Annotated in this window: 15 protein-coding genes; 9 read left to right on the forward strand and 6 right to left on the reverse strand. The window is 68.6% G+C overall.

What is annotated here, in order from left to right:
- The first annotated feature begins 56 nt into the window (after window positions 1-56).
- Window positions 57-1100 (forward strand): AraC family transcriptional regulator, encoded by a 1044-nt coding sequence (locus tag QTI17_RS30395; protein WP_286537528.1) that lies wholly within the window; start codon window positions 57-59, stop codon window positions 1098-1100.
- Here QTI17_RS30395 and QTI17_RS30400 read toward each other — a convergent pair.
- The 5 genes from QTI17_RS30400 to QTI17_RS30420 form a co-directional block, all read right to left on the reverse strand.
- The gene (locus tag QTI17_RS30400; protein ID WP_286537529.1) at window positions 1036-3519 is read right to left on the reverse strand and encodes an efflux RND transporter permease subunit; all 2484 of its coding nucleotides are present in this window, start codon (window positions 3517-3519) and stop codon (window positions 1036-1038) included. The genes QTI17_RS30395 and QTI17_RS30400 overlap by 65 nt on opposite strands.
- Window positions 3519-4586, reverse strand: a complete 1068-nt coding sequence (locus QTI17_RS30405) for a WD40/YVTN/BNR-like repeat-containing protein (RefSeq protein ID WP_286537532.1) — start codon at window positions 4584-4586, stop codon at window positions 3519-3521. The genes QTI17_RS30400 and QTI17_RS30405 overlap by 1 nt, the downstream gene beginning before the upstream one ends.
- A gap of 13 nt (window positions 4587-4599) precedes the next feature.
- A complete protein-coding gene (locus QTI17_RS30410; RefSeq protein ID WP_286537533.1) occupies window positions 4600-5961 on the reverse strand; it encodes a DUF1329 domain-containing protein in 1362 nt (453 codons plus the stop codon).
- Window positions 5962-5995: 34 nt separating this feature from the next.
- Window positions 5996-7831, reverse strand: a complete 1836-nt coding sequence (locus QTI17_RS30415; protein ID WP_286537536.1) for a DUF1302 domain-containing protein — start codon at window positions 7829-7831, stop codon at window positions 5996-5998.
- Window positions 7832-8100: 269 nt separating this feature from the next.
- Entirely contained in the window at window positions 8101-9120 is a 1020-nt protein-coding gene (locus QTI17_RS30420; protein ID WP_286537538.1) for an AraC family transcriptional regulator, read from the reverse strand.
- 225 nt (window positions 9121-9345) lie between these two features.
- Between QTI17_RS30420 and QTI17_RS30425 the strand changes: the two genes are divergently transcribed.
- Entirely contained in the window at window positions 9346-11235 is a 1890-nt protein-coding gene (locus QTI17_RS30425; RefSeq protein WP_286537539.1) for a sensor histidine kinase, read from the forward strand.
- Window positions 11226-11846, forward strand: a complete 621-nt coding sequence (locus tag QTI17_RS30430) for a response regulator transcription factor (protein WP_286537540.1) — start codon at window positions 11226-11228, stop codon at window positions 11844-11846. Before QTI17_RS30425 ends, QTI17_RS30430 begins: the two co-directional genes overlap by 10 nt.
- Here the strand turns inward: QTI17_RS30430 and QTI17_RS30435 are convergent.
- Window positions 11843-13306 carry a patatin-like phospholipase family protein gene (locus QTI17_RS30435; protein ID WP_286537541.1) on the reverse strand — a complete coding sequence of 488 codons (1464 nt, stop codon included), beginning with the start codon at window positions 13304-13306 and terminating at the stop codon, window positions 11843-11845. The genes QTI17_RS30430 and QTI17_RS30435 overlap by 4 nt on opposite strands.
- A gap of 190 nt (window positions 13307-13496) precedes the next feature.
- Here QTI17_RS30435 and QTI17_RS30440 point away from each other — a divergent pair, with 190 nt between their 5' ends.
- From QTI17_RS30440 to QTI17_RS30465, 6 genes are read left to right on the forward strand one after another with little or no spacing between them, the layout of a single operon-like run.
- On the forward strand, window positions 13497-14342 hold the full coding sequence (locus tag QTI17_RS30440) for a DUF2092 domain-containing protein (RefSeq protein ID WP_286537542.1): 846 nt from the start codon (window positions 13497-13499) through the stop codon (window positions 14340-14342).
- Between the two features lie 5 nt (window positions 14343-14347).
- A complete protein-coding gene (locus QTI17_RS30445) occupies window positions 14348-14944 on the forward strand; it encodes a hypothetical protein (protein ID WP_286537544.1) in 597 nt (198 codons plus the stop codon).
- A gap of 29 nt (window positions 14945-14973) precedes the next feature.
- Window positions 14974-15771, forward strand: a complete 798-nt coding sequence (locus QTI17_RS30450; protein WP_286537546.1) for a DUF3313 domain-containing protein — start codon at window positions 14974-14976, stop codon at window positions 15769-15771.
- Window positions 15768-16526: a YfaZ family protein gene (locus QTI17_RS30455; protein ID WP_286537549.1), complete on the forward strand. Its 759-nt coding sequence runs from the start codon at window positions 15768-15770 to the stop codon at window positions 16524-16526. Before QTI17_RS30450 ends, QTI17_RS30455 begins: the two co-directional genes overlap by 4 nt.
- A gap of 8 nt (window positions 16527-16534) precedes the next feature.
- Window positions 16535-17518: a formylglycine-generating enzyme family protein gene (locus QTI17_RS30460; RefSeq protein ID WP_286537550.1), complete on the forward strand. Its 984-nt coding sequence runs from the start codon at window positions 16535-16537 to the stop codon at window positions 17516-17518.
- Window positions 17515-17904 carry a hypothetical protein gene (locus QTI17_RS30465; protein WP_286537551.1) on the forward strand — a complete coding sequence of 130 codons (390 nt, stop codon included), beginning with the start codon at window positions 17515-17517 and terminating at the stop codon, window positions 17902-17904. The genes QTI17_RS30460 and QTI17_RS30465 overlap by 4 nt, the downstream gene beginning before the upstream one ends.
- Window positions 17905-17927: the final 23 nt, after the last annotated feature.

Below are 17927 nucleotides of genomic sequence, written 5' to 3' on the forward strand. Positions count from 1 at the left end.
GCCGGACCGGGCAAACCAGATTGTCAAAAGCCCCGCTTGCCGCCACCATCGCGGGCATGAACCCTCCCCTGCCCTCTGCGGGCGCCCCGGCGCGGGAGCCGACCACGATCGGCGGCTACGTGCTCGCGATCTCCAAGGCCCTGCAAGCCAGCGGCGTCGACAGCACGCGCGTGTTGAAGGCGGTCGGCGTGCCGCTCAACATGACCAACGACCCGATGAGCCGGTTGCCGGTCAGCACGCTCACGCGGCTGTTCCGGGCCTGTGCCGACGTCACGGGCAGCCCCTACTTCGGGCTCACGGTGGCCCGGTTTATCCATATCTCCAATCTGCATGCGCTGGGCTATGCGCTTGCGGCCAGCGCCGATCTGCGAGAGTTCTGCCAACGCCTGGAGCGCTACTTCCGGCTGGCCTCGCAGACCAGCGAGGTCGAGATCGTCGAGACGCCGGACGAGCTGCAACTGCGCATCCGGCCGCTGGTCGATCTCTCGTCGGAGACCGAGGACGCATTTCTGGGCTTCCTGGTGCTGGCCATGCGACACCTCTACAAGCCCGACTTCAACCCACTGCGGGTCTCGTTGTCGCATCCCGAGCCGCGCGAGGGTGCCGCGCCCTACGAGGCGCTGTTCCGCGCCCCGGTGGACTTCGGCCAGCCCCGGCCGATGCTGGTCCTGCCGCGCGCCGACCTGGACAGCCCGCTGATCGGTGCCTGCGCCGAACTGGCACAACTCAACGACAACCTCTCGAACACTTACCTGGCCCGGCTCGAGAAGGACGACGTCGTCACCCGCGTGCGGCAGAAAATCATCGAGTTCCTGCCCAACGGCAGCTGCACGCGCGACATGGTGGCCGACGCGCTCGCCATGAGCCCGACCACGCTGCAGTTCAAGCTGGCCGAGCGCGAGACCAGCTTCCACGACTTGATGGACGCCACGCGCAAGGAGCTCTCGACCGGCTACGTGCGTCAGTCGTCGCTGTCGATCACCGAGATCACCTTCTTGCTCGGCTTCAGCGACACCAGCAACTTCACGCGCGCCTTCAAGCGCTGGCAGGGCGTTTCGCCCACGGCCTTCCGAGAGAGCGCGAAGCCGACGCTGGCCTGAAGTGGCTGTCTGCCAGCAGGAAGTGGGACAGCGCCGGGATCAGCACCAGCGCACCGACCATGTTCCAGACGAACATGAAGGTCAGCAGGATGCCCATGTCGGCCTGAAACTTGATCGGCGAGAACACCCAGGTGACGACACCCGCGGCCAGGGTCACGCCAACGAGCGCGACCACCCGGCCCGTGAACATCAGCGCCTCGGCATAGGCCTCGCCCAGCGTGAGACCGCGGCGCTGCGCCGCGAGCTGCACGCTCAGCAGGTAGAGCGCGTAGTCGACCCCGATGCCCACGCCGAGCGCAATGACGGGCAGGGTCGCGACCTTCACCCCGATGCCCAGGAGCACCATCAGCGCCTCGCACAAGATCGAGGTCAGGGCGAGCGGGATCACCGCCACCAGCACCGCGCGCCATGAGCGGAAGGTGACCAGGCACAGCAGCACCACGGCCGCGTAGACGTACAGCAACATCGTCCGGTTGGCATCCCGCACCACGATGTTGGTCGCCGCCTCGATGCCGGCCGAGCCCGCGGCCGGCAGCAGTTGCAGCAACGCCGGATCGGTCGGGTTCCGGGCATTGAAGCGCTCGACGGCAGCCAGCACTGTGTCGAGCGTCGCCGCCTTGTGGTCGCTCAGGTAAGCGACCAGCGGCATCACCGAGCATTCGGTGTTGAAGAGCTCGGGGTTGTTCACGCTGGCTTGCTGGGCGCCATAGTTCAGCACGTCCTGGTTGCGGCTGATCGTGAGCCACTTGGGATTGCCTTCGAACGATCCGGCCGTGATCTGTCGCACCACGTCCTGAAGCCCGAGCGTCGCGCGCACCTGCGGCAACTGCTGCAGTTCCCAGGCCAGGCGATCGGCCTGCACCAAGGTCTCGTACTTGAGGCAGCCCTCCTTGGGCGTCTTGACGATGATCGCGAAGACGTCGCTCGACAGCGCATAGTTCTTCGTCACGAAAGCGTTATCGCGGTTGTAGCGCGAATCGGGGCGCAGCTCGGGTGCACCGGGGTCGAGGTCGCCGACCTGCAGCCCGAGGCTCAGCGCAAAGCCGCCAGCCGCCAGCACGGCGGATGCGAGCACCGCGGCCAGCGCCCAGCTGCGCCGGGCGGCGAAGCGGGCCAGCCACAGCCAGATTCGCCCGCCGCGCCCCTCGGCCTGCGCCTGCTCGAGGCGCAGGCTGCGCGCAGCCGCCTGCTCGCTCACACCCACATAGGACAGCAGCACCGGGAGCAGCAGCAGGTTCGTGAAGATCAGCACCGCGACGCCGATGCTCGCGGTCAGCGCGAGTTCGCGAATGACAGGGATCGGTATCAGCATCAGCACGCCGAAGCCCACCGCGTCGGCCAGCAGCGCCGTGACACCCGCCAGAAACAGGCGCCGGAAGGTGTAGCGCGCGGCCACCAGCCGGTGGGTGCCGCGACCGATGTCCTGCATGATGCCGTTCATCTTCTGCGCGCCGTGGCTCACGCCGATCGCGAACACGAGGAAGGGCACGAGCATCGAATACGGGTCGAGCTCGAGGCCTGCCAGCTTCACGATCCCGACCTGCCACATCACCGCCACCAGCGAGCAGGCCAGCACCAGCGCGGTGCTGCGCAGGCAGCGCGTGTAGCCGTAGAGCAGCAGCCCTGCGATCAGCGTCGCGATGCCGAAGTAGCTCATGACCTGCAGCAGCCCGTCAAGCAGGTCGCCGACGATCTTCGCGAAGCCGATCACGTGCACCTTCACGCCCCAGGGCTTGCCGTCGGGCGCCAGGCCCTGCTCGTACTTGTCGCGGATGCGCGTCTCGAGGTCGCGCGAGAGGCCCCGGTAGTCGAGCCGCTGCGCCTTGCCGCCGCCGTCGAGCAGCGGGACCACGATCGCGCTCGATCTGAAGTCGTTGGCGACGATGCTGCCCGCCAGCCCTGCGCGGGCGACGTTGAGGCGCAGTTTCTCGACGCTGGGTGGCGCGCCGTCGAAGTTGTCGGGCATCACGGGGCCGCCCTGGAAGCCCTCCTCCGTGACCTCGGTCCAGCGCGTCGCGGGCGTCCACAGCGACTTGACCCAGGCGCGGTCGACGCCCTTCATGAGGAACAGGTCGTCGTTGATGTGCTTGAGCGCATCGAGGTAGCGGGCGTCGAAGATGTCGCCGCGCTCGTTCTCGACCACCACCCGCAGCGTGTTGCCCATGCCGCGCAGGTCGCTGCGGTTGGCGAGGTAGTTCTGGATGTAGGGATGACCGACGGGGATCATCTTCTCGAAGCTGGCGTTGAGCGCAATCCGCGTGGCGAAGAAGCCCAGCACCAGCGTCGCGGCGATGCAGGCCAGGCAAACCCACAGGCGGTGGTTGAAGACCGCGCGTTCGAGCCAGCCGCCCGAGTCGCGCGGGAAGTTCTTCAGGTCGCGCACGACCGGCATGCGGTCGAGGCCGGAGGGATGTGACATCAGCTGTCCTTGGTCTTGAATTCGACGCTGCGAAGGCCGCGCGGCCCGCCCAGCACGAGGGTCTTGTCGTCGGCGAAGGCAACGGCGGCGAGCGGCATCGAGGGATTCAGCCCTGAAGTCGTGAAGTGAAGTCCGCCGTCGGCGCTGCGCACGATGTTGCCCGCCTGGTCGACCAGCGCCACGGTGCCGTCGCCCGCGACCGCGCCGCTCACGATGCTCGCGGGCAGGCCGGTGGCGACCGCCTGCCAGCTGCGGCCATCGTCGGCGCTCAAATAGGCATGGCCGCGCATGCCGAAGGCCAGCACGCCGGCGCTGGTCGCGACGATGCCGAAAAAACTGCCCGTGTAGGGCGAGCCCAGCGCGTGGAAGCGATCGCCCTCGGGCTCGCGCTTGAGCAGCAGGCCGCCCTCCCCCGCGGCGTACAGCGCGCCGCGGCTGGCGCAGATTGCGTAGAGATTGAGCAGGCCCGGGTTGTCGATGCGGTCGAACCACGGCTCCCAGCGCTTTCCGCCGTCGCGCGTCTGCATCACGAGGCCGTAAGCGCCGACCACGAAGCCGTTGGCCGCATCGGTGAAGCAAAGGTCAAGGAAGGGCTTGTCGGGGCCGGCCTCGGCATTGCGGCGCGCCTCGTCGAGCAGCTTGTGGTCCTGGGCCTCGGCATCGGGCGCCGCCACCCGGCGTTGCATGTGGTCGAGCACCAGCGCGTTGGCCTGGCGGCCGTCGAGCAGCCGTTCCCAGCGCCGGCCACCGTCGCGCGTGCCGAGCACGGTGCCGTCATGCCCGGTCGCGTAACCCGTGTCGGCATCCGCAAAAGCCACGGCCGTGAGGTCGGCGTTCGCAGGCACCGCGGCCTGCACCCAGCTGCGGGCGCCGTCGCCGGAGTGCAGCACGTGGCCGCGCTGCCCCACCGCCACCAGCCGGTCGCCGGCGCGCGCGATGCCGGTGATGAGGCGCTGGCCGGCCAGCGCGCTGGCTTGCGCGCGGCGTTCGGGCGCTTCGGCGGCCGCCACGGCGGCCCCGCCGGCGAGCGTTCCCAGGGTGGCGAGCAGCAGGCCTCGGCGATGCATCGAGGGCTCCCGCTCAGCGCACGCCGGAACCGGCCAGCGCATCGGGGCTCCAGGCCGTGGCCGACAGCGGGTCGGTGTACTTGAGGCCCACGGTGTAGGCGCCCATCAGGCCCGTGATGTTGTAGCCGTTGGTCGTGAAGTCATGGAAGGACTGGCCCATGCTCGCGGGCGCCGGCACCTCGTACGAGGGGTTGGTGTAGACGAAGCCCGCCCGATAGAGCTGGCCGCGTGCGTCGTATTCGTCGGAAGCCACCGCGATCCAGCTGTCCTCATCGACGTAGAAGGTGCGCTTGGCGTAGATGTGGCGCTTGTCGGCCTTGAGCGTCGCTTCCACCACCCACACGCGATGTGCCTCCCAGCGCACGAAGTCGGGGTTCAGGTGGTTCGGCGTGGCGACCGCATAGGGATCCTTGGCATAGACCAGCTTGAAGGTGTTGTAGGGAATCAGCATCTCCTTCTTGCCGACCAGCTTGAAGTCGTAGCGGTCCATGGCGCCGTTGAACACCCAGGCGTCGTCGTAGGTCGATGCACCGGCCGCGCCCGGGTTCGGCGTGTCGTAGGCGATGTCGGGCGCCAGCTTGACGCGGCGCTGGCCCGGCAGGTACTGCCAGGCACGGCGGCCGTTCTTCATCGGGTTGATGTAGTCCTGCGCCAGCAGCGCCTCACCGGCGCGGCGCGCCGGCGCGGTGTAGGCGATCCTGGTGCGGAAATAGATGTCGTTGTCCGCCGAGACGCCCGTGCGCTTGGGGTCGTAGTAGGGGTAGTCCATCTGGATCTGGCCCGTGGTGGCGAGCACCGCCTTGCCCGACGAGTCGACGTTGATGGAGTCGTACTGCGTGTAGTAGCTCTGGCCCGTGTAGCGCAGCAGGTGGTTCCACATCACCTCGTGGCCGGTCTTGGGGATCGGGAACGGAATGCCGGCGTAGGTGCCTTCGAGGCCCAGGCCGTCGTCGGTGGTCTTCACCGCCGTCGCGTTCCTCGCCGTGTTCTCGATCACGTACTTGGGGAAGGCCATCGAGCGGTGCGAGGGATAGACGTCGACGCGCATCGTCGGGTACTTCTTCAGCAGCTCCTTGGTGCCTTCGGTGAGCTTGGCGTCGTACTGCGGCAGGTTCTGCGCTGTGATCGCGAACAGCGGCTTGTCGGCCGCGAAGGGATCGGGGCGCAGGCCCGAGCCCTTCTCGTAGCCGGGCGGCGGCGTGGTCAGTCCGCCCGTGTATTCGGGGATCGACTTGTCGGCACTGCCGGCGCGCTCGGCGCCGGTGGGGGTCAGCGTGGTGCCGAGCTTGCTGGCTTCGTCGGCGCCGACCGCGGCCAGCGCGGCGTGGGCGGCCAGCGCGATCAGTGCGCCGGCCCAGAGTGGACGTGTGTTCATGGCTTGTCTCCGTGGTTGGGGGGAATGGGACGACTCAGAAGGTCGCCTTGAAAGTCAGCAGCACGTGCCCTCGGTCGGACAGGCTCGCGTAGGTACCGTTGGCCACGTTCATCGCGCCGTTGGGCAGCGTGCTGTAGTCGCCATAGAAGCCGACATAGCGCAGCGCGATGTTGTATTTGGAGCGCACATCGGCCGCCACGCCGATGCCGTAGGTGCCGGCGTTCTTGTTGCCGCCTGTCAGCACCGCCGAGTTGCCCGAGAGGCCGCCCGACCAACTCAACGGCATCGAGAGGTCGACGCCCGCAAAGACCTGGTACCAGGTCGGCGTGAAGTTGAGTCCGAGTCCGAAATAGTCCTTGCTGACCGCATCGACGTTGGCCGGATTGGCACGGTAGGCGGCGCTGCCCTTGAAGGCGCCGGAGTTCTGCGACACGCTGAGCCAGCGGTTCCAGATCAGCTCGGCGTTCCAGCTCGCGCTGTCGAACAGCGCGGTCTTGGACACGGTGCCGAGCAGGTTCAGCACCCCGTGCATGGTGTCGCCGCGTGCGCCGGGCGCGTCGCCGCCAAGCGCCGCGAACTGGGCCAGCGAGATCGCTCCCGTGGCCGGATTCGCCAGCGGCGCGGGCAGCACCTGCACCGGCACGCTCTGCAGCGGCATGTTGCGGCGGTAGCTCAGCTCGGCACCCAGGCTCAGGCCGGCGACGTTCTTCGCCAGGCTCAAACCGTAGATGTCGATGTCGCGGCCATAGAAGGCTTGGTACTGGCCCACGTAGCCGGCCTGGATCTGCGGCAGCGTCGCTGCACCCGGGTTGATGTAGCAGTTGGTGGGCCCGATGGGGCGCAAACCCGCGCGGGCACAGGTGGCTGCAGGCACGCCGGCTGCCACGGCCGGCATCAGCGCGAGCTGCGGCTGGATGTCGGCCGTGCGGCGGCCATAGAGGCCCGCCGTGCCGTCGAGCCATTCAGGGCTCCAGCGCGCCGAGAGGCCGAAGTCACCCGTCTTGTTGGGCTCGGTGCTGGTGGCCTGCAGCAGCCGCTGCCCGGGACCCGCGATCAGCGATTCGCCGCCATGCAGCAACGCGTCGTTGACCGTCAGGTAGCTGCCCGACTCGGGATAGCGCGCGCTCTCCCAGTCGAAGAAGGTCTGGGCCGAGAACGAGAGCTCGGGCGCGGGCTGCACCTGCAGCGTCATCGCGTTGCGCGGCCGGTAGAGCTCCTTGGCCTCGATGCCGGGCGTGGCGAGCGCTTTCCAGAGGTCGAGCGAATACTGGCCGTACGAGATGCCGTGCACCGCGCCGCCCGCCAGCAGGCTCTCGCCCCAGTAGACCGTGTGCTTGCCCAGGCGCAGGCCGACGTTGGTGTCGCCGATGTCGGTGCTGCCGAAGACGAAGGCATCGAGCAGCTCGCCCGAGACGCCCTTGGCATAGCGCGAGGTGTAGGGCGACAGCGCGCCCGCGGTCGGCACGCCGTAGACCAGCGTGTTGGCCGTGGCGTTGTTGTGGTTGTCGAGGTGGTCGTAGGCCGCATCGCCCCAGGCGGCGCCGCTGACGCGAAAGCCGTACTTTTTGTCGACCACCAGGTCCATCTCGCTCAGCAGGTCGAGGCGGTTGGCGATCAGCGAGTGGTTGCCGAAGTTGCGGTCGCCGTCGTCGAAGTTCGGATTGCCGAGGATCGCCTTGTCCTGGCCCTGCACGCGCTGGCCCAGGTTGTAGCGCAGCGTGTTGTCCCAACGCAGCACCACGTCGGGATTGCCGGTGTCGATCTCGATCGAGTGGGCGGGCCCGGCCAGGGCGAGGAGCGCCAGCGTGGCAATGGAAACCGCCGAGCGGCGATGACGCGCGGCAAGGCGAAGCGAAGCGGTATGGACCACAGGTGTGTCTCTCGAAAGGTGTTTCTTCGTGACGCCGGGAGGGCCCGGCTTTCTTTTGTCGATCGACGGCCGTGCGCAGCCCGGTCACCGACGGCCGATTCTGTTGAGACGGGGGTTTCGTCGCCGGTCTTTTCGGCCAATTCGGTGGTCTTTGTCGCGCGCGCGGCCGGCATGCCGGCTGCCACCTCGCCGGCCGGCGAAGGGCTGGCCTGGCGCAGCCATCGACGCTCGCCGGACCGAGGCGATCGACGGCGCTGCCGCTGCGTGGCTCAGGCGCTCGCTTCGGGGCGCGCGGCGAGTTGCGGAGCTTCTGCGTTCGCGGAGCGAGCGACGGCCCGCTCCCGCCATGCGGCGGGCGTGGTGTCCGTCCAGCGCCGGAAGGCGCGGTTGAAGGTGCTCGCATCCGCGTAGTCGAGCGCCGCCGCCACCCGCGCGGTCGACAAGTCGGTGTCGAGCAGCAGCTGGCGCGCATATTCGTAGCGCACTTCCTCGAGCAGCGCGCGCACACTGGTGCCCTGCGCCGCAAGCTTGCGATGCAGCGTGCGCCGCGGTATCGACAGCAAGTCGCACAGCAGGCTTTCGCTCGCGCGTCCGTTCGCCACCATGCGCCGGAGCGTGGCGCTGATGTGGTGCACCAGCACCTCGGGCGCCACGCTTTCCTGCGCGAGGACCTCGCGCTGCAGTTGGCGATGGCGCTCGGCATCCGAGGCCAGCGGCGCCTGCGCGAGCCAATGGCGATCGAAGCGCAGCTCGGTGCGGTCGGCATCGAAGACGAGTCGGCAGCCGAACAGGTGCCGATAGGGGCCGAGGTCCGCAGGCCGCCCGTGAGCGAAGCTCACCTCAACGGGCGACCAGCGCGGCCCGCAGAGCGCGCGCAGGATGTTGAACTCGAAGGCGGCGACCAGGTCGTAGGCCTGCGCCGTGCCGGGCATGTCGCGCAGGTAGATCGCATAGCCGAAACTGGCGTGCATGCCTTCGACGGCGTGCGTGGGCACCCCGCCGCGCGTCTGCAGATGCAGGTGCGCGATCAGACTGTTCAGTGCCGCATCGACCGTGCGCGACCGCTGAATCAGTTCGCCGAGCATTCCGAGCGACGAAGGATCGGCATGCTGGCCGGCGAGCAGGCCGAAATGCGGGCATCCCGTGCGCTCGGCGCAATGCAGCAGAAGCTGTCCGCCTTTACGGTAGCTGAGCCGGCCGTCAGGATGATCGAAGGTGTCGGGCGCCAAGCCCAGTTCGGCCAGCACGCGTGCGGGCTCGATGCCTTTCTGGCGCAGAACGACCGGCACGCCCGCCAGCGAGGCGGTGCGAACGCTGCCGGGGTCGGTCGCCGGGGAATCCCCGAAATGGGGGCCGCGCGCCTTCGAAACCGAACGCAACATCGAGACGACACCCCCCTGTGAAATAGGCCGAACGCACGATGCAGTGGCCCAAAATGTCAAGAGACATTGAGCCGTATTGTATTAATGTTCGCTCGCAACAAACGAAAGCGCCATGCCGAAGACGGAGAGTTCTTGAAGCCGCCGATCGCCCGCCGGGTTTGTTTCCCGCTTGTCGTGTTGTGCCTGCTGGCGCTGTCTGGCGGCGGCGCCATGGCGGTGGAAAGCCGCACGGTCCTGGTGCTGTATTCGAACGGGCGCCTGGTGCCCGGCAATGTCGAGGTCGAGGCCGGGCTGCGCAGCGCCATCGAGAGCAGCGCCGAGCGGCCGGTCCATCTCTTCAACGAATTCCTCGACAACCCCGATTTCGTGGGCGATCGCTACGAGCGCACGGTGACCCGGTACCTGCGCGACAAGTACGCCGATCGGCCGCCGGCGATCGTGGTCGCGGTGGCGCGCGACTCGCTGGATTTCGTGCTGCGTCATCGCGATGACCTTTTTCCGGGCGTTCCCGTGGTCCATGCCGCCGTGTTCGCCACATTCCCGACGCCGCTGCCTGCGTTGCCCCTCGATGTGGTCGGGGTTCCGGTCGGCTACGAGATCACGGGCAGCCTCGAACAGGCGCTGCGCTGGCATCCTGGGACCGAGCGGCTGGTCTTCGTCACCGGCAGCACGCCGCGTGACCTGAGCTGGGAGGCGCTGTTTCGCGCCAAGGCCACCGACCTCGGGCCCAAGGTGAAAGCGGAGTTCCTCGCTGGCCTGCCGATCGATGGACTGAGCAAGCGCCTGGGCGAACTCGACAAGCACTCGCTCGTGTTCACGGCGGGCTTCTACCAGAGCGGCGACCAGCAGCGCTTCACGCCCCGCGATGCGGCCGAACTGATCGCGCAGGCATCGGCGGTCCCCGTGTACGGCACTTTCAGCACCTTCCTGGGCACCGGCGTGGTCGGCGGCGTGATGCCGCGCTTCGATGCCATGGGCCGACAGGCCGGGGACATCGTCAACGCGCTGCTCGACGGCACCTCGCCCGCCGCGCTCGAGTTGCCCGAGCGCACCCGCAACACCTTGAGCGTCGACCAGCGCCAGACACGCCGCTGGGGCATCGCCGATGCCGACATCCCCTCAGACGCCATCGTCGAGTTCCGCCAGCCCACCTTCTGGGCGGCCTATCGCCGGACCGCGGTGGTCGGCGGCACGGTGATCCTGCTGCAGGCCGGGTTGATCGCGGCGCTGATGGTCGAGCATCGCCGCCGCCTCAAGGCCGAGATGACGCTGGTGCAAAGAGGCAGCGAACTCGCGCACGCCTCGCGGCTCGCGATCGCGGGCGAGTTGACTGCCTCGATCGCGCACGAGATCAACCAGCCGCTGGCCGCCATCCTCGCCAACACCGAAGCCGCCGAACTGATGATCAAGTCCGGCCGGCAGAAGCCGGACGACATCGGCAACATCCTCGCCGACATCCGGCGCGACGACCTGCGCGCGAGCGACGTTATCGCGCGGCTGAGATCGCTGCTCGCCCGGCAGGTGGTCGCGCGCCACCCGATCGAGCTCAACGAGGCTGTCGCGCAGGGGTGCGCGATGCTCGACGCCGAGGCGCACCGGCGCTCGATCGACCTCGTGGTCCGCGCCGGGCCAAGCCCGCTGCGAATCCTCGGCGATCCGATCCAGATCCAGCAGGTGCTGATCAATCTGGTGCTCAACGCCATGGATGCGGTGGGCGACCTGCCCGAGGACCGGCGCAAGATCGTGGTGTCGACAGTGCGCCACGCCGACCACGTCACCGTCAGCGTGAGCGACCGCGGCCATGGGATCGAGGCGACGCACCTGCCGAGGCTCTTCGATTCCTTCTTCAGCACCAAGCGCAGCGGCATGGGCCTGGGCCTGTCGATCTCGCGCTCGATCGTCGATGCGCACGCCGGTCGACTTCGGGTCGACAGCTGGCCGGGCAAGGGTACCGTCTTTCACATGGATGTGCCGTTGCTCGGCCCCAACGGCACGGCACCGAAGGAATACCGATGGACATGAAACCCCTGATCCATGTCGTCGACGACGACGCTTCGCTGCGCCTGGCGCTTCTGCGGTTGCTCGACGCGGCTGGCTTCGACGGCTGCGGCTATGCCGACACCGGCGAGTTCCTGCTGCATCCGGTGCCCGATCGCCCGGGCTGCCTGCTGCTCGACGTCAACCTGCCCGGCCCTTCGGGCCTCGAGTTGCAGGACGTGTTGCAGGAGCACGGCTGTCTGCTGCCGGTGGTCTTCCTGAGCGGCCGCTCCGACATCCCGTCGAGCGTGCGGGCCATGAAGGGCGGCGCAGTCGATTTCCTGCAGAAGCCGGTGCAGGGTGAAGCGCTGCTCGCCGCCATCGGCCGGGCGCTCGCGCGCGATGACGCGCTGCGCAGCGTGCGGGCGGAGCAGCAGCGACTCGAGGCGTTGTTCGCGACGCTCACGCCGCGCGAGCGCGAGGTCTTCGACCGCATCGTCGCGGGCAAGCTCAACAAGCAGATCGCGGACGAGCTCGACACCAGCGAACGCACGGTGAAAACGCAGCGCTCACAGCTCATGCAGAAGCTCGGTGCCGACTCCGCGGCCGAACTCGGACGGCTCGACGAGCGGCTCCGGCAGGCGGTGTCCGGCTAGGGTGCGTGCGGCACCAGCGTGCTGCCCGCATCCTTGAGCAGGCGCGCGAACTCGGGCGAGTCGAGGATCAGCGTCGAAGCGGCGGCGCGCAGCCGGTCGACCGCCTCGTCCTGCAGGTAGAAGCTGGTCGGCAGGCTGTTGAGGTAGTCGCGCTCGCCGCGGTCCTTCAACGCGTCGAAGGAGACGTCGATGGCATAGATCTCTGCATCGGGCACGCGCATGAGCTGCGCGATCGCGGGGTCCTTGTTGGCCGCCATCGCGGGCGACTCGCGGATGCGCCTCATCGTCTGCCAGCGCGCCGCGGTGTCGCGCAGCAGTTCGACCGCCTCGTAGGAGTTGTGGTCGATCGGCACGCCGCTCGCCTTCAGCAGGATCTCGATGGTGCCGGGCGGCGTTGCCGATCGGTCCCAGTCCGTGGGCGGCGTCGACAGCGAGTTGACAATGAAGACCACCACCCGCCGCACATGGTCGAGCGGCGTCGGCATGCCGGCCTCGTGCAGCGCCTCGAGCAGTTCCAGCGCATCGAGCACACCGCGCATGCCCACGTTGTCGGAGACACCGCCATCCACCAGGTGCAGGTAGGGCCGGTCAGCGCCGTCGCCCAGCGCGGCCATCGCATCGATCGAGCGGATCGCGCGCGCGGCCGGGCGTGGCGGCGCAACTCCTCCATAGAAGGTCCGGGCCCAGGGGGGCAGTCGGTAGCCGCAAGTTCCGCCGTAGTTGTCGAGCGTCACCGGCGACAGCACAACCGGTACGGCGGAAGAGGCCGCCGCGGCGCGCGACAGCGACACCGCGCTCAGGTCCGAGCACATGATGTCGAACACGCTCTGCTGGAAGACCAGCCGCGCGCCGGTCGAGAGGTCGGTGGCCGAGGCCAGCACCAGCGGGCCTTTGCCGCGCGCCAGGTCGCCGAAGGTGGCGCCCTTGAACAGGATCTCGTCGTAGAGCTGGGCCGCCAGTTCGGAGCGTCCCCAGCCGGTCGATCCGAGGTCGACCCAATAGTCGGGCTTGAACGCACGCGCGATCAGGTCGCCCTGCACGTCGCGCTTGAGGAAACGCTGCACGTAGTCGTCGAACAGCCGGTCGCCGTAGAGGCCGTAGGCGAGCGCCGTGAAGCTTCCGCCCGACACCCCAGTGATGACATCGACCTGGTCGATCAGCCGGCCGCTCCGGCCGCGCGGTCCGACCACCTCGGTGCGGCGCAGGAACTCCAGAACGCCATAGGAAAAGGCCGCGGCCCGCGTGCCACCGCCCGAAAAGGCGAGGATGACAAGGTTCTCCTTGTCGCGTTCCGGCGCCGGGCGGGTCTCGTAGCGATAGCCGCGGCTCGGGTCGGCCTGCGCCAGAGGCGGGTTGACCGGCCGCGATGCACGGCCGGCCAGCAGCAGTCCCAGGCAGGAGGCAAGGCAGGCGCCCAAAAAGGGGCGCGAGCGACGGTGGAGCTTCGTCGACACGGTCATGAGCCATCCAGGAAAGCGCTTTCTGGGAGCGATCCACTCTAACCGCGCCGTGCCGCTGCGGCGCTTCCCCTTCGGGCAACCGAGTTGCCCCTGCACCCGATTCACGATTCATGCCGCGCTGGCCATGATGGCTGGCCGAAGGCGCCCGCAGGGCCACCGGCTCGTCGTTGCTGACGCCAAGGAGCTTTTCATGATCCGGTCCCGATTCACTGCCGCGCTGATGTTCGTCGTGGCCACCTTGCTGGGGAACGGCGCTGCCGCCCAGACCGCGGCGACTGCGAAGCCCGCGCGCACCGCCAAGGCCCAGCCCCAGGCGCCGCAGCTCGAGGCCCGGGCCATGGACCTGCTGCGGGCGATGAGCGCCAGCCTCACGGGCGCCAAGTCGCTGGCCTTCACGGCCGTCACCACCTACGAGAGCCCGAGCAGCGTCGGCCCCGCGCTCGCCTACGGCACCACCTCCGAGGTGCTGCTGCAGCGGCCCGACCGGCTGCGGGTGGTGACGCTCGGCGACGGTCCGGCCTCGGAGTTCTCGTACGACGGTAAGACCATCACCGCCTTCGCGCCAGCCGAGAACCTGGTCGCCGTGGCGCCGGCGCCACCGACCATCGACGCCATGCTCAAGCAGGCCTTCGACAACGCGGCCATCTATTTCCCGTTCGCCGACATCGTCGGCGGCGACCCGTTCCAGACGCTGACGGACGGCCTCGGCAAGGCCTTCTACATCGGTCAATCGAAGGTGGTCGGCGGCACCACCACCGACATGGTAGCGATCGCGAGCGACCAGTTCTTCATGCAAATCTGGATCGGCGCCGACGACAAGCTGCCGCGCAAGATGCGCGCGGTGTTCCGCGGCGACCCGCTGCAGCTTCGCCACCAGGTCGAGCTGTCGAACTGGAAGCTCGACCCGGTGATCGCGGCCGAGGCCTTCGCGGCGGTGAATGCGGCCAACGCGAAGAAGATCGCCTTCGCCGCGCCCGAGCCCGCAGCGCCCACCGGCAAGTCCGGCAAAGCCGCCGCCAAGGCGAAGCAGGAGTGAACACCATGTCCGACACGCTTTCCCGCAGGACCCTGCTGCCCCTGCTGGCCAGCCTGCTGCTGTGCGCCGGCTTCCATGGACAGGCCGGCGCCTGGGCCAGTGCCAACCGCTTCGGCGGCCACTCGTCGGGTGGCTGGGGCGGTGCCGAGCACACCAACGCCTGGGGCGGCAGCACCTCGCACAGCTGGGACGGCGCCACCACCCACACCAACGCCCGGGGCGGCACCACCACCGGCGTGGCCGGCTACGGCGCGGTCCACACCACCGCGGGCGGCTACAGCGCCTACCGGCCACCCGCCTATGGCGCCGCGGGCTACGCGCCCTATCACGCGCCGGTGGCCGTGCCCTACTACCACGCGGGCTGCTACGACTGCGCCGGGGCCGTGGCGGCCGGCGCGGTCGTCGGCGTCGCAGCCGGCGCGGCGGTCGCGACCGCGAACCGTGGCGCGGTCTACCCGATGGGTGTGAGCTATGCGCGCGTGCCCGCCGGCGCCGTGATGGTCAACCGCTATGGCGTCGACTACTACCAGGTCGGCGACAGCTGGTTCCGTCCTTTCTACGGCGCCAACGGCGTCTACTACACCGTGGTCGGCGCACCATGAGCGGGCGTCGCCTGCAGACAAGGAACTCGATGAGCTTCCGCTTCCAACGCACTTCGATGCTGGGCGGCCTCGCGGCGGCGATGGCGCTTCTCGCCACCGGCTGTGCCGCCCCAGGCTCGGGCAATGCCGGCATCACGGCCTCCGAGAACAACGTGGCCAAGGTGTCGAACGTCGGCTTCCTGTCCGATCCGGCCAAGCTCAAGGCCCAGCCCGCCAACGGCGGCTTCCTGTGCTGGCGCCAGCCCGGCATCGACTGGCGGACCTACGACAAGGTCATGATCGAACGCATCAAGGTCTATGTGACGCCCGCGAACGAGCAGAGCCCGATCGACCCGAGCGACCTCAAGGCGCTGATCGACTATTTCCACAGCGCCCTGGTCAAGAACCTCTCTCCCAGCGTGAAGATCGTCGATACGAGCGGCCCCGGCGTGCTGCGCGTGCGCCTGGCGCTGACCTCGCTGGTGCCGACCAACACGCTGGCCAGCATGGCGGGCACCGCGGTGCCCTACGGCTTCGTGGCCGAGATGGGCTCAGGCGCGGCCACCGGACGGCCGCCGGGCTCGACGCCGTACCTCGGCAAGACCGGCCTCGAAGCGCAGTTCCGCGATGGCGCCACGGGCAACGTGCTGGCCGAATGCGCCGACACCCAGATCGGGCTCAAGTACGCGGCCGATCTCAATGCCGGTGCCACCACCGCCGCCGAAGCCTGGATGAACGGCTATGTCAGCTCCTTCACGAGCTGGAGCTACGCCCAGGACGCCTTCAACAAATGGTCGGCCGCCCTTGCGCGTCGCCTGGCCGAACTGAAGGCCCAGCCAACGCAATGAGCGCACGCCGTTTCATGAAGTCGCTGTCCGCCTGCGCGGCCGCCCTGGCCGGCCTGCCCGCCGCGGCGCAGACCACCCTGGCCTCGAGCAACGACTGGCAGTTCGAGTTCGCTCCCTACCTCTGGCTTGCGGGCATCAAGTCGGACCTCAAGCTCGGCCCACTGCCCGGCGACACCCTGAACGTGAGTTCCAAGGGCATCCTCGAGGCGCTGGACTTCGGCGCCATGGGCACGCTCGAAGCGCGCAAGGGAGCCTGGGGCGGATTGGTCGACGTGCAGTACGTCAAGCTCGGCGTCGGCAACCAGCTCGCGGGCGGGCTGCTGGGCGGCTACAACGTCAAGTTCGAGCAGACCATCGCGACCCTCGCCGGCTTCTATCGCGTGGTCGAGGGGCCGGTCGCCGTTGACGTGGTCGGTGGCCTGCGCTACGTGAACGCGAAGACCAACGTCGACATCGCGCCGAGCCCGCGCGGCTTCGGCCGCCAACTCGAGGAAAGCACGGGCTCGACCGACGGCATCGTCGGCGTGCGCGCCATCGTGCCGGTCGGCGACAAATGGTCGCTGATGGGCTGGCTCGACGTCGGCGAAGGCGGCTCGACCTCGAGCTGGCAGGCCATCGCGGGCGCGAGCTATCAGTATTCACCCACCACTTCGCTCAAGTTCGGCTACCGCTATCTCGACTACCGGCGCGACGACGCGCTGCTCGACAAGGTGGCGATGGGCGGCTTCTACTTCGGGGCAGGCTTCAAGTTCTGAGATCACCCATGACGACCGAGACCCTTCCCGCATCGATCCCGGCCGCTGCCGCTGCGCCGCATCCAGGCATGCTGTGGATTCCCGGCGGCACGTTCCGCATGGGCTCGGACCACCACTACCCCGAGGAAAAGCCCGCGCACCGCGTGACGGTCGACGGCTTCTGGATGGATGCGACACCGGTCACCAATGCGCAGTTCAGGGCCTTTGTCGAGGCCACCGGCCACGTCACGTTCTGCGAGATCGCGCCTGATCCCAAGGACTACCCGGGTGCGCTGCCTGAGATGCTCAAGGCCGCCTCGTCGGTCTTCGTGCCACCGCCCGGCCGGGTGAGCCTGCGCGACCACTTCCAGTGGTGGCAGTTCGTGGCCGACGCCAACTGGCGCCAGCCGCAAGGCGTCGGCAGCAGCATCGCCGACAAGGACGATCATCCGGTGGTTCACCTGGCCTGGAGCGATGTCGAGGCCTATGCGAAGTGGGCCGGCAAGGACATCGCGACCGAGGCCGAATGGGAGTTCGCCGCGCGCGGCGGGCTCGAGGGCGCCGAGTATGCCTGGGGCAGCGAGTTGGTACCGGGCGGCGTGCACCAGGCCAACACCTTCCAGGGCGAATTCCCCTGGCAGAACCTGGCCGAGGACGGCTTCGCCGGCACCTCGCCGGTGCGCAGCTTCGCGCCCAACGCCTACGGCCTCTTCGATATGATCGGCAACGTCTGGGAGTGGACCCAGACTTGGTACGCGCCGCGCCACCCGGACGAGAAGCTCAAGGCCTGCTGCATCCCCGTGAACCCTCGTGGCGCAGCGAAGGAACAGAGCTTCGATCCCCAGATGCCACAGTTGCCGATTGCGCGCAAGGTCATGAAGGGCGGCTCACACCTGTGCGCGCCGAACTACTGCCGGCGTTACCGGCCCGCAGCGCGCATGCCGCAGCCGATCGATACCTCGACCTCGCACCTGGGCTTTCGCTGCATCGTGCGCCGGGAGCCCGAGGCGTGACCGAGTCGCCGCGTACACGGCTCGACATGATCCTCGCGATCGCGTCGATCGTCGAATTCGCCACCGGCGTCGCGCTGCTGCTCATTCCTGCGATCGTTGTCCGACTGCTGCTCGGCGCCGAATCCGAGGGCGTGGCACTCGCGATCGCCAGGCTGTGCGGCATTGCATTGATGATGCTCGGCTGCGCTTGCTGGCCGAGCCGCCGCGCATCGCGCACCGCATCCACTCCGACCCGGGCCATGCTGGCCTACAACGCGGCCGCCGCGGTGTACCTGGCCTGGCTCGGCATCGCCCACGCGCCGGTTGGGTGGCTGTTGTGGCCCGCCGTGGTGCTTCATGCGGCATTCGCAGCCTTGCTGGTCCACGCGGCCCGCCACGAACCCTGATCTCAGAGCGCTGCAGCTTCCCT

The sequence above is a fragment of the Variovorax sp. J31P179 genome (assembly GCF_030316985.1).
Classification (GTDB): Bacteria; Pseudomonadota; Gammaproteobacteria; order Burkholderiales; family Burkholderiaceae_C; genus Variovorax; species Variovorax ginsengisoli_B.

Bases quoted from the DNA above. Each gene is read 5' to 3' on its own strand.
- QTI17_RS30440 (WP_286537542.1), top strand. From the start codon at position 13,497: ATGATCCGGTCCCGATTCACTGCCGCGCTGATGTTCGTCGTGGCCACC.
- QTI17_RS30435 (WP_286537541.1), bottom strand. From the start codon at position 13,306: ATGACCGTGTCGACGAAGCTCCACCGTCGCTCGCGCCCCTTTTTGGGC.
- QTI17_RS30445 (WP_286537544.1), top strand. From the start codon at position 14,348: ATGTCCGACACGCTTTCCCGCAGGACCCTGCTGCCCCTGCTGGCCAGC.
- QTI17_RS30450 (WP_286537546.1), top strand. From the start codon at position 14,974: ATGAGCTTCCGCTTCCAACGCACTTCGATGCTGGGCGGCCTCGCGGCG.
- QTI17_RS30395 (WP_286537528.1), top strand. From the start codon at position 57: ATGAACCCTCCCCTGCCCTCTGCGGGCGCCCCGGCGCGGGAGCCGACC.
- QTI17_RS30400 (WP_286537529.1), bottom strand. From the start codon at position 3,519: ATGTCACATCCCTCCGGCCTCGACCGCATGCCGGTCGTGCGCGACCTG.
- QTI17_RS30455 (WP_286537549.1), top strand. From the start codon at position 15,768: ATGAGCGCACGCCGTTTCATGAAGTCGCTGTCCGCCTGCGCGGCCGCC.
- QTI17_RS30410 (WP_286537533.1), bottom strand. From the start codon at position 5,961: ATGAACACACGTCCACTCTGGGCCGGCGCACTGATCGCGCTGGCCGCC.
- QTI17_RS30405 (WP_286537532.1), bottom strand. From the start codon at position 4,586: ATGCATCGCCGAGGCCTGCTGCTCGCCACCCTGGGAACGCTCGCCGGC.
- QTI17_RS30430 (WP_286537540.1), top strand. From the start codon at position 11,226: ATGGACATGAAACCCCTGATCCATGTCGTCGACGACGACGCTTCGCTG.
- QTI17_RS30460 (WP_286537550.1), top strand. From the start codon at position 16,535: ATGACGACCGAGACCCTTCCCGCATCGATCCCGGCCGCTGCCGCTGCG.